Annotated in this window: 12 protein-coding genes; 8 read left to right on the top strand and 4 right to left on the bottom strand. The window is 75.9% G+C overall.

Annotation, left to right across the window (positions count from 1 at the left end; genetic code table 11):
* Positions 1 to 52: 52 nt before the first annotated feature.
* The 5 genes from ACFTWP_RS22940 to ACFTWP_RS22960 all read left to right on the top strand — a co-directional run bounded on the left by ACFTWP_RS22940 (position 53) and on the right by ACFTWP_RS22960 (position 4,581).
* Positions 53 to 628: a hypothetical protein gene (locus ACFTWP_RS22940; protein WP_380266527.1), complete on the top strand. Its 576-nt coding sequence runs from the start codon at positions 53 to 55 to the stop codon at positions 626 to 628.
* Entirely contained in the window at positions 625 to 2,553 is a 1,929-nt protein-coding gene (locus ACFTWP_RS22945) for an ABC transporter permease (RefSeq protein ID WP_380266528.1), read from the top strand. Before ACFTWP_RS22940 ends, ACFTWP_RS22945 begins: the two co-directional genes overlap by 4 nt.
* Entirely contained in the window at positions 2,550 to 3,410 is an 861-nt protein-coding gene (locus ACFTWP_RS22950) for an ABC transporter ATP-binding protein (protein ID WP_380266529.1), read from the top strand. Before ACFTWP_RS22945 ends, ACFTWP_RS22950 begins: the two co-directional genes overlap by 4 nt.
* On the top strand, positions 3,407 to 4,069 hold the full coding sequence (locus tag ACFTWP_RS22955) for an ABC transporter ATP-binding protein (RefSeq protein WP_380266530.1): 663 nt from the start codon (positions 3,407 to 3,409) through the stop codon (positions 4,067 to 4,069). Before ACFTWP_RS22950 ends, ACFTWP_RS22955 begins: the two co-directional genes overlap by 4 nt.
* 167 nt (positions 4,070 to 4,236) lie before the next feature.
* Positions 4,237 to 4,581, top strand: coding sequence for a RidA family protein (locus ACFTWP_RS22960; protein ID WP_380266531.1), 345 nt, complete (start codon positions 4,237 to 4,239; stop codon positions 4,579 to 4,581).
* A 158-nt stretch (positions 4,582 to 4,739) separates the two neighbouring features.
* On the opposite strand, the gene ACFTWP_RS22965 is transcribed toward ACFTWP_RS22960, so the two are convergent.
* The gene (locus ACFTWP_RS22965; protein WP_380266532.1) at positions 4,740 to 5,888 is read right to left on the bottom strand and encodes a hypothetical protein; all 1,149 of its coding nucleotides are present in this window, start codon (positions 5,886 to 5,888) and stop codon (positions 4,740 to 4,742) included.
* Between the two features lie 352 nt (positions 5,889 to 6,240).
* Here ACFTWP_RS22965 and ACFTWP_RS22970 point away from each other — a divergent pair, with 352 nt between their 5' ends.
* A complete protein-coding gene (locus tag ACFTWP_RS22970; protein ID WP_380266533.1) occupies positions 6,241 to 6,837 on the top strand; it encodes an HdeD family acid-resistance protein in 597 nt (198 codons plus the stop codon).
* Between the two features lie 51 nt (positions 6,838 to 6,888).
* On the opposite strand, the gene ACFTWP_RS22975 is transcribed toward ACFTWP_RS22970, so the two are convergent.
* On the bottom strand, positions 6,889 to 7,362 hold the full coding sequence (locus ACFTWP_RS22975; protein ID WP_380266534.1) for a carboxymuconolactone decarboxylase family protein: 474 nt from the start codon (positions 7,360 to 7,362) through the stop codon (positions 6,889 to 6,891).
* 320 nt (positions 7,363 to 7,682) lie between these two features.
* On the opposite strand from ACFTWP_RS22975, the gene ACFTWP_RS22980 reads away from it, so the two are divergent.
* A complete protein-coding gene (locus ACFTWP_RS22980) occupies positions 7,683 to 8,756 on the top strand; it encodes a restriction endonuclease (RefSeq protein WP_380266535.1) in 1,074 nt (357 codons plus the stop codon).
* 33 nt (positions 8,757 to 8,789) lie between these two features.
* On the opposite strand, the gene ACFTWP_RS22985 is transcribed toward ACFTWP_RS22980, so the two are convergent.
* Together ACFTWP_RS22985 and ACFTWP_RS22990 are read right to left on the bottom strand one after the other, a co-directional pair.
* Positions 8,790 to 9,788, bottom strand: a complete 999-nt coding sequence (locus ACFTWP_RS22985; RefSeq protein ID WP_380266536.1) for a lysophospholipid acyltransferase family protein — start codon at positions 9,786 to 9,788, stop codon at positions 8,790 to 8,792.
* Positions 9,785 to 10,654, bottom strand: a complete 870-nt coding sequence (locus ACFTWP_RS22990; protein WP_380266537.1) for a GNAT family N-acetyltransferase — start codon at positions 10,652 to 10,654, stop codon at positions 9,785 to 9,787. The genes ACFTWP_RS22985 and ACFTWP_RS22990 overlap by 4 nt, the downstream gene beginning before the upstream one ends.
* A gap of 605 nt (positions 10,655 to 11,259) precedes the next feature.
* Between ACFTWP_RS22990 and ACFTWP_RS22995 the strand changes: the two genes are divergently transcribed.
* Positions 11,260 to 12,942 carry a hypothetical protein gene (locus ACFTWP_RS22995; RefSeq protein ID WP_380266538.1) on the top strand — a complete coding sequence of 561 codons (1,683 nt, stop codon included), beginning with the start codon at positions 11,260 to 11,262 and terminating at the stop codon, positions 12,940 to 12,942.
* Positions 12,943 to 13,009 lie beyond the last annotated feature (67 nt).

Raw genomic sequence — 13,009 nt, forward strand, 5'->3', positions numbered from 1 at the left:
GGACGAACCGCAAGAGGAACGGACGCAAAGTAACGGAACGGGAGGAAAGCGGATGAACCGGCTCCCCCGGCCGAGCGCCGCGGGTCTGCTGCGGGCCCTGCGGGAGTGGCCCGGCTGGTTCACGCTCGCCGCCGGTGCGGCCCTGTGCGTCCTCGGCTGGTACGGCGTCTCCGGCGAGAGCCTCACCGCCCGCCAGCTCCCCTACCTGGCCTCCGCGACCGCACCGGGGGCGGCCCTGATCGTCGCCGGCGCCGTCCTGATCGCGGCCCGCCGCCCGCCCGGCCAGGGTGCCGGGGCCGACCCCCGCCTCGACCGGCTGTACGAGCTCCTGGTCACCGAGGAACCGCCCGTCGACGGGCCCGCGGGCGGAGCCCCGGCCACCGACCGCACGGCCACCGACGGCAAGGCGGTCGAACCCGCCGGGACCGGAGGCCCCGACGACCGCCCCCCGCTCGCCCTGCCCGGCGGCACGCTCTACCACCGGCCCGGCTGCCCGCTGGTCACGGGGAAGGAGGCCGCCGCCCCGCTCGACCCGCCGGCCGTCCGCGCCCGCGGCCTCGCCCCGTGCCCGGTCTGCGAGCCCGCGCCGCCCGCCGGCGCCGAGCCCCCCGCGGCGCCGGGCCCGTGACCACCGGCGCCGGCCTGACCGCGGACCTCGCCCTGGCCGGCCTGTCGGTCGGCAGTGCCGCCGCGCTCAGCGGGGTCGGCCTCGTCGTCACCCACCGCACCACCGGTGTGCTCAACCTCGCGCAGGGCGCCCAGGCCGTCGCCACCGCCTACCTGCTGCGTGAGCTCGTCGTCGTCCGCGGCTGGCCGCTCGCCCCGGCCGCGGTGTTCTGCCTCCTCGTGGCCGCCCCCGCGTTCGGGGTGCTGCTGGACCTCGCCGTGTTCCGCCCGCTGCAGCGCCGCGGCGCCGGCACGGGCGAGACGATGGTGGCCGGGATCGGCGTGTTCGTGCTGCTGGTCGGCGCCGTCGTGCTGCTCTGGGGCACCGCGCCGTTCGCCGACGCGCCGGCCCTCGTCGGGCCGCGGCGGCTCGCCGACCTCGGCGGCCGGGCGCTGCGCCTCGACACCGCCGTGCAGCTCGCCGCCGTGCTCGCCCTGGCGGGCGGGGTGGGGCTGGTCACCCGGTACACCGCCTTCGGACTGCGGGTGCGCGCCGTCGTGGACAACCGGCCGCTCGCCGCGCTGACCGGCATCGACGCCGACCGGGTCTCCGCCGCGGGCTGGGCCTTCGGCTCGTTCACCGCCGGTCTGGTGGGCGTGCTGCTGGCGCCGTTCCTGCTGCTCGATCCGTACGGGCTGCCGCTGCTGGTCATGGAGACCATGGCGGTCGCGGTCGCCGCCCGGTTGCGCAGCCTGCCGGTCGCCGTCGGCACCGGCCTCGCCCTCGGCGTCGCGCAGAGCGAGCTGACCCGGCTGCGCCCGGCCGGGCAGCTGCTGCCGCTCGCCGAGGCCGTGCAGGCCAACCTGTTCACCGTCGCACTGCTGGTGGCCGCACTGCTGCCGTGGCGCGGCGCCGCCGACGACAGCGCCATCGCCCGGCCCGCCACCCCGGTCCGCCCGGGCCCGGCGACGGGCGCCGCCAGGGCCGCCTGCGCGGTGCTCCTGCTGCTGCCGCTGGGTTTTCGCAGCGAGGACCTGCGGCACGCGGTGGCGGTTCCCGCGCTGGCCCTGGTGCTGCTGTCGCTCGTGGTCGTCACCGGGTACGGCGGTCAGGTGTCGCTCGGTCAGGCCGGGTACGCGGGCCTCGGCGCGCTCGGCACCGCCCTGCTGACGTCCGGCCGGGTGCCCGGGGTGGCGGCGCTGCCCGCGGCGGCGGCACTGCTGCTGGCGGTGACCGCCGTGGTGCCACTCGGGTTGCTCACCGGGTGGCCGGCGATCCGCCGCCGCGGCCTGGCGCTGGCCCTGGTCACCTTCGCGGTCGGCACCGCCCTCAGTCGCCTGGTCTTCCAGCAGCCGTACGCCACCTCGGGGCTGGCCGTCGACCGGCCGGCGTTCCTCGACGGCGACGCCGCCTTCTACACCGCGGAGCTCGTCCTGCTGGGGCTCGCCCTGCTGCTGGTGCGCGCCCTGCACCGCGGTCGGCTCGGCCGGGCGCTGGCCGCGATGCGCGACCACCAGGCCGGCGCGGGCGCCGCGGGCGTGGACGTACCCCGGCTCAAGCTGGTGGTCTTCATGGCCGGTGCCGGGCTGGCCGCGCTCGGCGGCGGCCTCACCGCCCTGGGCGGGCGGGCCTTCTCCGCCGACGCCTTCGACCCGGTGCAGAGCCTGCTGTGGTTCGCCACCGTGGTGGTGGCCGGGGCGGACAGCGCGCTCGGCGCCGTCCTGGCCGCGGCGCTGCTGACCGGCCTGGACGCGGGTACGGTGCCCGGCGTCGCCGCCGTCGTCGTCGGCGCCCTCGCCGCCGCCGTCGGGCGGCTGCCCGGCGGGCTCGCCGGCCTGCTGCGGCGCACCGGCCCCCGCCCGCCGGCCGCCCCGCCCCGGCTGACACCGTACGGGGAACGGGCCCGGGCCCGGCTCCGCGCCCGCCTCCCGGAGCGCCGCCCATGAGCCGGCCGACGCCCCCGACCTCCCCGGAGCCCGGCCCGGGAGGTCCGGCCGCGGGCGGCGGGCTCGCGGCGCGGGGCCTCGTGCGCCGGTTCGGCGGGATCGCCGCGGTGGACGGCGTCGACCTCGACGTGCCGCCGGGCCGCGTCACCGCGCTGATCGGGCCGAACGGCGCCGGCAAGAGCACCCTCTTCGACTGCCTCGCCGGCGCGGCCCGGCCCGACGCCGGCCGGGTGCTGCTGGCCGGCCGCGACGTCACCCGCCTGCCCGACCACGCCCGGGCCCGTCTCGGCCTCGCCCGGACCTTCCAGCAGATCGCCGTCTTCCAAGGGCTGACGGTCGGCCAGAACGCGCTGGTCGGCGCCGAGCAGCGCGCCCACGGGCTGCCGCGTCCGTTCGGCCGGTCGCACCGCGGCGGGCCCGCCGACCGCGGTGCCACCGACCGCAGTGCCACCGACCGCAGTGCGGCCGACCCCAGCGCGGCCGACCCCAGCGCGGCCGACCGCGCACTGCGCCTGCTGGGCCTCGACGCCCTCCGCGACGAGCCCGCCGACGGCCTGCCCACCGGCACCCTGCGCCTGGTCGAACTCGCCCGGGCGCTCGCCGCCGCGCCCGCCGTCCTGCTGCTCGACGAACCCGCCGCGGGCCTCGACCTCGCGCAGGCCGACCGGCTCGCCCCGGTCCTGCGGGCACTGGCCGCCGAGGGCACGGCCCTGCTGCTGGTCGAGCACGACCTCCGCTTCGTCGGCCGGCTCGCCGACACCGTGTACGTGATGGAGAGCGGCCGGATGCGCACCAGCGGTCCCGCCGCCGCCGTGCTCGCCGACCCGCTGGTCGCCGCGGCCTGGGGCGGCGGATGACCGTCGAGGCCGAGCTGCGCGCCGTCCGGGTCCGGTACGGGCTGGTCGAGGCCCTGCACGGGGTCGACCTGGTCTGCCCCGCCGGCCGGGTGACGCTGCTGCTGGGCCGCAACGGCGCCGGGCGCAGCACGGTACTGCGCACCCTGGCCGGTGCGGTCCGGCCGACCGCCGGGCGGGTGCTGTGGGCCGGACGGGACGTCACCGCGCTGCCCGCCGACCGCCGGGCGCGGGCCGGGCTCGCCCTCGTCCCCGCGGAGCGGGCGGTGTTCGCCGCGCTGACCGTCGCCGAGAACCTCGGCCCCGGGATCGAGGCGGCCACCGGCCTCTTCCCCGAGCTCGTGCCGCTGCTCGGCCGGCCGGCCGGCAGCCTCTCGGGCGGCCAGCAGCAGATGACGGCGCTCGGCCGGGCGCTGGGCGCGCGCCCGCGGCTGCTGTTGCTGGACGAGCCGGACCGGGGGCTGGCACCGGCGGTCGCCACCCGGCTGCACGCCCGGCTGGTCGCGGTGGCGGCCGAGGGCCGGACGGTCGTGGTGGCCGCCGCGGCCGTCCCCGCGGCGCTCTCGGCTGCCGGGGTGGTGCACGTGCTGCGCCGCGGGCGGGTGGTGTTCAGCGGCGAGCCGGCGGAGCTGCGCTCCGGTGACGCCGGCCGGCCGGGCTGACGGTCCGGCAGGGCGTCGGCCGGGGCGTCCTGTCGTCCGCCGAACCGGTGCGGTGGCGCCCGCGCAGCCGCTCCGCGCAGGTGGGGGCCACTCTGTGGACGGGCCCGACGACGGCGTGGGAGCGCCGATACGATCGGCGCTCCCAACGATCCAACAGGAGGTACCCCATGATCCAGCGCTTCGGTTCGGGCGAGCGGATGAGCGAGGCAGTGGTGCACAACGGCACGGTGTACCTGGCCGGTCAGGTCGCCGCGGACATCACCCTCGGCGTCGAGGAGCAGACCAAGCAGGTGCTCGCCTCCGTCGACCGTCTGCTGGCGGAGACCGGCAGCGACCGGACCAAGGTGCTCCGCGCCGAGATCTACCTGGCGGACATCAAGGACTTCGCCGAGATGAACCTGGCCTGGGACGCCTGGGTGCCCGCCGGGGCGACGCCCGCCCGCGCCACGGTGCAGGCCTCGCTCTACCGCCCCGAGGTGCTCGTCGAGATCGTCGTGACCGCCGCGGTCTGAACCACCACGATCCGAACCGCCGGGATCCGGTTCCACGCGAACCGGTACGGCGCGAACCAGCCCCGGGCCCGACACCGACGCTCGGTCCCGGGGCAGCGCACCGGAGCCGGGCGGCACGGCGGAGGCAGCGGCCCGGCCGGCCGGGCCGGACCGCAGGGTCAGGCGGCGCCCGCCGGCAGGGCCGCGGCCCCGGTACGACCGGTGGCCGCCCGCAGCGTCACGGCAGCCGCGAGGCCCGCCACCAGCCCGCTGGTCAGGGCGGCGGGCACACCGCCGTCGACGCCGCCGAGCAGGTGCAGCAGCCCCTGGCGCGGGCCCGCGTCGACCAGGGCCACCCGCAGCAGCTGGCCGGCCAGCAGGCCGAGGACGGTCGCGCAGACCGTTCCCACCGCCATCGCCGGCACCGTGGCCCGGACGAGCAGGCCGGGCAGCAGCCGCAGGGCCCACCAGACCACGGCGAGCACCAGCAGGTCGGCGGCCCGGTAGAGCAGCCACTCGCCGATCGGTCCGCCCGCCGGGCCCGCCCAGGTGCCGAGCAGCAGCCACTGGCGCAGCAGGTCACCGGGTTCGACGAACAGCCCGCCGTCCGGCGAGACCTGCTGGAGGGTGGCGGCGATCGGCTGGTAGGACAGGACCACGAGGGACAGGGCGATCACCGCCGTCCCGGTGGTGGCGGCCAGGCGCGCGGCGCGGACGGGGACGGCCGCACGCGGCAGCGGACCGGCGCCCTTGGCGGTGATCCGCGCCGCGAGCACCGTGACGGCCGCCGCGAGCAGCGCCGTCGCCACCAGCGCCTGCCGTCCGGAGGAGATCACGCCCGCCAGCTGGGGCAGGAACCGGTAGCTGCCGTGCCCCTGCGATGCGATCAGCCACGGCGCGGAGACGGTCACCGCCAGCGTCCCGGCCACCAGGCCCCAGGTCCACAGGGCTAGCAGCGCGGCCGGCAGCCGGCCCTCCACCGGCGGCAGCCTGCGGACGAGGAGCAGCGCCCCGGGAACGAAGAAGGCGAAGACCGCGCCGAACCGGATCTGCAGCGCGGTGGTGTACAGCGAGTGGTACCGACCGGTGTCGGCCGCGGCCGTGTCCCCGATCCCACCGGACGTCTCGGCGCCGGCCCCGGCCAGGGCTGACGGGTCGTACGCCCAGGGGGCCAGCCAGCGCTCCAGGTCGGCGACGCCCTGCGCGCCCAACACCCCGGCGCTTCCCCGCAGGTGCAGCGCCTGCAGGCTCGCCCCCGCCCACCAGAGGAGCGCCGTGAGCACCAGCCCTCCGACCAGTGCCGGTATCGCCGCACGCCGGTATGTCATGTCTGCCCCCGCCTTGATCGCCTGTCCGGGGAATCCCCGAGTCGGGTGGACGTTACGGGATGCCGCCGTCGCGACCAACCGGCCGGGGGCCGGGCCCCGCACCGGACGGTCCCGCGCCCGGTGCCACGCTCACCCGCCTCACCCACCTCAGCCGCCTCACCCGCACCGGGCAGACCGGGCAGACCGGCACCGTCCGAGGGTGGCACCGGGTGCACCCGCCGCGGATCCGGGTCGGCCGGCCCGCCCGTGTCGCCGGGCGGTGCCGGAAGCGCGACACTTCCCTTGAGGGTTCGTGCCCCGACGAGTCGCGGGCGCGCTCCCCGGCAGCCCTGACCAGCGAGGGAGTCGAGCCGTGGCAACAGAAGTCGGACCCGGGACGACGGACCCGCAGGACTGGCTGGCCGGCCTGGGCAGGTCGTGGTGGTGGGCGTTGGGCTTCGGCGTCCTCACCGTCGTCGCCGGAGTCGTGATGCTGACCTGGCCGGAGGAGACGGCCCGGGTCGTCGCGATCATCATCGGACTGCAACTGCTGGTCGCCGGCGTGGTCCGTTTCGTGACGGCCTTCACCCACCCGGAGGCCACCGGATCCCGCGTGCTCCAGGTGGTGCTCTCCCTGCTGTCGGTGCTCGCGGGTGTGCTGTGCCTGCGTCACCAGTTGCAGACGGTCGGATTCCTGGCCCTCATCGTCGGCGCCTACTGGCTGCTGGCGGGCATCCTCACGCTCTTCGTGGCCCTGGCCGCCCGCGGTGTGCCGGGCCGCGGCCTGGCCGTCTTCCTCGGCGCGATCGGCATCATCGCGGGCGTCGTCGTCCTCGCGTACCCGGTGGAGTCCGCGGTGGCGCTCGCCCGGCTGCTGGGCCTGTGGCTACTCCTGCTCGGCCTGTTCGAGGTCGTGGCGGCCTTCCTCCTGCGCGGCGCCGTCCGGCAGGGCGGCGGCCCCCGGCAGTAGGGCCCGGGACCGCGGTGGCCGCCGCCGCGCCGGCAGGTCCGGGCCCCGCGATCAGCCGAACTGGCCCGGCTGGTAGTCGCCCGCGGGCTGCCGGATGATCACGTTCATCCGGTTGTAGGCGTTGATCAGGGCGATCAGCGACACCAGGGCGGCCAGCTGCTCCTCGTCGTAGTGCTCGGCGGCGTCCGCCCAGGCCCCGTCGGAGACACCGCCGGCGGCGTCGGCGATGCGGGTGCCCTGCTCGGTCAGCTCCAGGGCGGCCCGCTCCGCCTCGGTGAACACCGTGGCCTCCCGCCAGGCCGCGATCAGGTGGAGGCGCACCGACGTCTCCCCGGCGTGCGCGGCGTCCTTGGTGTGCATGTCGGTGCAGAAGCCGCAGCCGTTGATCTGGCTGGCGCGGATCTTCACCAGCTCCTGCGTCGCGGCCGGCAGGGTGGAGTCCGTGACGACCCTCCCGGCCGCGTTGACGTGCTTGAGGAACCTGGCGGCGACGGGGTTGCCGTAGGCGTTCAGACGGGCTTCCATGACGATCTCCTTGCCGTGTGGACGGTTGCACAGCACTGACGGATCCGGCCGGCGAAACGTGACAGCGGGACGCGCGGGAGGACAGTGACCCGCGTCACACCCGCAGCCGGCCCGCACCCGTCAGCCGATCCCACCCGCGGCCGCCCCGGTGGCCCGAGCCCGTCGCCTCGTCCGGGCCGCCGGGGCAGCCGCGACGAACGGGCGGATCCTGATCAATCCCTGTCGAAAACGATCAATCACCGGAGGCGACTGACACCGCGTCAGCTCCACCCCTACCCTGGCGCGTACCACCACGCAGCCAACCCCCGAGGGGGCACCGTATGTCCCGGAGCCACAAGCTCCACCGCCTCAGCAACCCCGACACCGATGAGCGCAACGCGCAGCGCATGCTCTTCCGCCACCTTCGCAACGACACCAACGCGAACCGCGGCCGGATGACCAAACGGGTGCGCGAGCTGCAGCTCCTGCTGGCGATGGACCCGGTGGAGTTCGAGCAGCTGATCGCCCGGCTGATGGAGGCGATGGGCATGAAGGTCGCGCTCACGGCGCGCTCGCGGGACGGCGGGGTGGACGTGCGCGGGATCGACACGGACCCCTTCCGGGGTGGGAACGTGATCGTGCAGGTGAAGCGGTACCGGGACACGGTGGCGCCGTCGGCCGTACGGGACCTGTACGGCACCCTGCAGCACGACCAGGCCGCGACGAAGGCCGTGCTCGTCACGACCAGCAGGTTCGGCCCGAGCTCGCACCAGTTCGTCAGCGGCAAACCGATCACCCTCATCAACGGCGCCGAACTGGTCGGACTGCTCAAGCACCACGGCTTCCACGAGGTGTTCACCTCGGCCCGCCACGGTGCCGACGCACCCCCCGAGGAGGGCGGACTGCCCGAGGTGGAGGTCGCGACCGAACCCGCCCGACTCCTCCTGCACTGGACCGGCGAGGAGGAGTACGACATCGCCGCCCTGGTGTGCCGGGGGAACACGGCGCTGTCCGACGGGCACCTGGTGTTCTACAACAACGGCTCGACCCCGGACGGTTCGGTGCGGCTGGTCACCGGCTACGGCGACGCGAACGCCTGCCTGATGGTCGACTTCGACGCCCTGCCGCCCGACGCCGACCGGCTCGTCATCGTCGCGGCGGCCGACACCGAGAACCACCCGGCGGCGACCATGGGCGGGTTCGCGGGCCCGGCGCTGATCCTCGAACCCGGCGCCGACCAGGCCTCGGCCGTGGTGCACCTCGCCGACGGCGCACCGACCAACACCGCGATGCGGCTGGGCCGGTTCGACCGCGACGCCGCCGGGGACTGGGACTTCACCCCCGCCCTCGCCGGGTATCCGGGCGGACTGCGCCAGGCCGTGGTCGCCTACGGCCTGGAGGTCGAGGACGCGTAGGGCGGCGTCCGGGGACGGGGCCGGCGCAGCCGCTCAGGACGGATGACCGGCCAGCCGGCGCGGCTGCGGGTGACCGGGGTGTGGGTGACCGGGGTTTGATTGACCGGGCTGCGAGTGGGCGGGCTCCGGGTGGCCTGGGTGCACGTGGCCTGGGTGCAGGTGGCCGGGGTGCGGCCGGCCGGGCCGGCCCTGGACGGAGGCCTGGGCGGCCCGGGCCAGGGCGCGGCGTTCGAGGTGTCGGCCGGCGGGGATCTCGGGGAGCAGCGTCACCTCGGCGACCAGGCCGCGGACGCCGGCCACCCGCCACACCGAGGCGAGCAGACCGTCGTCCCCCACGAACGCGGGGGCGGTCGTCGGCTCCCCGCCGGCCAGGCGGTAGCGGATGACCACCGGCTGCACCGGGGCGCCCGCCCCCAGCGCCGCCTGGAAGGCGGCGGGCCGAAAGCGCCCGCCGCCGCGTCCGCACCAGGTACTGCCCTCGGGGAAGACCACCACGTCCTCCCCTCGCCGCAGGGCCGCCGCGACCTCCTCCACCGTCCGCGGCAGGGCCCGCAGCCGGTCGCGTTCGATGAAGATGGTGCCGATCCCGGCGGCCAGCCGGCCGAACAGCGGCCAGCCCCGGACTTCGGTCTTCGCCAGCATGCGCCCGGGCCGGAGCGCCCCGATCAGCAGGATGTCCAGCCAGGACACGTGGTTGGCGACCAGCAGGGCCCCCGGCCCGACGCCCGCCGAGGCGCTGCGAGGCGGTACGGCGGCGCTGATCCGCACTCCGAGGGCGGCCACCAGCAGCCGCGTCCAGCCGCGCATCAGTCGCTCCGCCGGCAGCTCGCGCGGCGGTGCCTCCGGCCCGGCGTGGGCTCCCGCCCCGGCCCGGCCGGGGCGGGCCAGCACCGGTGCCAGGGCGAAGCCGACGGCCAGTACGGCCGCCAGGACGGCGCAGCGCAGGACCCGCCGGGGAACCGGGACGGTGGCGACCGACCCGCTGACGCAGGCCTCGGGGGTGCAGGGCGCGGTCGGCAACCAGGCGCTCATCCGGCGCTGCCCGTCGCCCCGACCGGTCCGTCGGCGGCACCGGGGTCGCTCGCGGCAGCGGGTTCGCTCGCGCCCGCCGACAGGAAGTGCCGCAGGTAGCGGGGGTCGGTGCGCTCCAGCGAGAGCAGGACGTACAGGTCCGCGACGCCGAAGGCGGGGTCGTGGGCGGGCGTCCCGCAGACCCAGGCCCCGAGCCGCAGGTACCCGCGCAGCAGCGGCGGCAGGCTGCTCCGGGCGGGGCGGGTGATGCCGGCCGGGTCCCAGGGGCGCAGCGGGCGGACCCGGTACTCCTCGGGGGCGAGGTGCCTGGCGGCCACGGTGTCCCAGACCCCGGCGGCGGCGGTGCCGCCGTCGGCCAGCGGGACGGAGCAGCAGCCGGCGATCCAGGTGTTGCCCGACTCGACGAGGTAGCGCGCCAGGGCGCCCCACATGAGGTTGATGACGGCGCCGGTGGCGCGGTGGTCGGGGTGGATGCAGGAGCGGCCGACCTCGACCAGGCTGCCGCGCAGGGCGGCCAGGTTGGTGAGGTCGAACTCGGTGTCGGAGTAGAGCCGGCCGGCCCGGGCGGCGCGCTCGGGCGGGAGCAGTCGGTAGGTGCCGACGACCTCGCCGGTGGCGTCCTCGCGGACGATCAGGTGTTCGCAGTGCTCGTCGAAGGCGTCGACGTCCAGGCCGGGGCGGAGGGTGTCCAGTCGGGCGCCCATCTCCCCGGCGAACACCAGGTGCCGCAGGCGCTGGGCGGCGCGCAGGTCGGCCTCGGTGCGGGCGATCAGCACCGAGTAGCTCGGGGTCGGCGCGGTGGTGCGCCGCGGTGGTGCGGTACGGGCGGCGGGCAGGGGCGGCGTCAGGACGGGAGCGGTGGTCATGTGGACTCTCCGGATACGCGAGCGTGGGGGCCGGCGTGTGCAACCGAGGCGCCGGCTCGCCGGCCGGACGGCTGCCCCGCAGGGGGTGGCACCCGTATGTCTCGCGGAGGCGGCTGGCGTCCGGGTGGCCATTCGGGAGAGCGGAGATGTGCACCTGCTGAAGTGCTGGCCGGAGGGCCGTTCGGGGCGCCGGGTGCCCGGGTGGTCAGCCGTTCGTCATCTCGCGATGGGTGTGCCGTGGCCTTCCGGACACGGCGTCCTGGGAGCCTTCCGCATCGCCGCGGGGTCGTCGCCGGCGCCGCCCGCACTCGCCGGGCTGGCGGACGGACGGACGGGCGGGCTGGCGGACGGGCGGACGGGCGGACGGGCGGACGGGCGGACGGGGCAGGATGTGAGCCGGGCACGGGCAGGGATCGAGTAGGGCGCGGGAAGGACGCGGGCGGGGCGAGGGCGGCTCCACCGGCCCACCGGCCCACCGGTCCGCCGCCGGGACCGGCACCGTTCGGCTAATTCTTCCAAATCCCCTGTGATGTGCGCTGTTTGACGTACATTTCGGTGCGGGGGCCCGCTTCGCGGGCCGGTGAGCCGCAGACCGGGAGCAGCAGTTGACCACCTTCATCATGGGCCACGGCAATTACAGCGGGCCCGACACCTTCGTCCCGGCCGGCGGGAGCGTGGGGATCTACGCCCAGACCGACACCCTGCTGGCCATCACGATCGGCATGGCGGTGCTGACCCGGGTGGGCGGTGTCGAGCCGCCGACCGTCTTCCGGTCCACGGACGAACCGCCCGTGGTCCACAACTACCGGATCGGGCCGCTCACCCATCCCGAGTACGCGCGGATGCACACCGTCGAGTCCGCGAAGAACCAGATCATCTACATCGGTTTCACGCCGGGCTTCGAGGCCGAGACCCAGCTCTGCACCGACCTGAAGGGCTGCCGGAACGGCCGGCACACGTGTCAGGGGATCCTGGGCCGGGTCAAAGACCCCGACATCCGGCTGACCTTCTGTGTGGGCAAGGCCAGCGCGTCCGGCCTGAGCGGCATGACGACCACGCTCCCGGACACGGCCGCGTACCAGGAGGCGAACGCCCACCTGGCGCTCTACGTCGCACGGGCCAAGGACTGGTTCGAGCGGATCACCCGGAACCCGGAGGTGGCGATCCCCGAGTTCCACAAGCTCGCCACCACCGCCCAGGGAGCGCGTGAGGCGTCCTTCGTCCTGGCCTCGTCCCGGAAGCTGGAGTCCGCGCTCGTGCTGGACGACGCCCGCCGGCACCGCCGCTCGCTGAGCGCCTGGGACTTCCTCACCTACCTGTACGGGCTGCCGGAGAAGTCCCGCGCCAAGGTGACGAGGCGACTGCGGACGGAGGCCTTCACGCCGATCGGCCCCGCGCCCGTGACCGCGTTGGACCGCTTCGTCGCCTCCTTCTTCACCGCCGGCACCCTGGAGCGCCGGGCCGGCTGGGCCGCCCTCACCCCGCAGGATCGGCAGCGGGGCGCCGAGAACCACCTGCTCGGCTTCTGGGCGACCCACATCGTCCCCGTCATCGACGTCTACCAGCAGGGCTGGGAGAGCCCCGACCAGCCGGCCGGGTGGTTCGCCAGCGCCTCATTCCGGTCCCCGCTCACCGAGTTCGGCGAGGCGGAGGCCCAGCTCGCACCGGGCTACGTGGCCTCCTTCGACGCCTGCATGGCGTTCGGCCGCACCGCCGACCCGGCCGCCTGCCTCGCGCTCTGGCGCCACTTCGAGGGCAACCCCGAAGCCCGGCGCCTGCTGAGCACGGTGACCCGCGTCGAGGACCCGAAGGTGTGGGAGCGGGAGGCCCAACCGACCACCGGGACGAACCCGCTGGCCGCCTGGCTGGACTCCTACCGGCGGGAGCTGGCCGCGGCGTCGGCCGCCGCGACCAGGGCCGCCACGAAGTCCGTTCCCGTCCTGAGCTCCTCCTCGTCGTCGAGCGAGGACATCTTCACCGTCGACGAGTTCGCGGACTTCTGGGACGACCTGGACCAGGCCAACCGACGCGCCTGCAGGGCCTGGAGCAGGGACCGGCCCGTCCATGTCATCGAGCTGAACGGGCACTTCAGGTTCGCGACCTGGAGCCGGGACCTGGCGGCTGCCTTCCCGACGGCCGCGTGGAACACCTTCAAGGTGGTGGAGCTGGGATTCACGAACGCCGCCATCCAGCAGACGGTCGACGGCATCCACACCGGCGTGTTCAACCTGGTCGCCTTCGGCGGCTACCTGTCGGCGCGGCTCCCCGAGATCACGGTGCAGCCGTAGCGAGCCCGGGAACCAGGAGCCGGGCCCGGAGCGAGCGTGCCGCACCGTACGCGGTGCGGCACGCTCC

The organism is Kitasatospora sp. NPDC057015 (assembly GCF_042673745.1).
Classification (GTDB): domain Bacteria; phylum Actinomycetota; class Actinomycetes; order Streptomycetales; family Streptomycetaceae; genus Kitasatospora.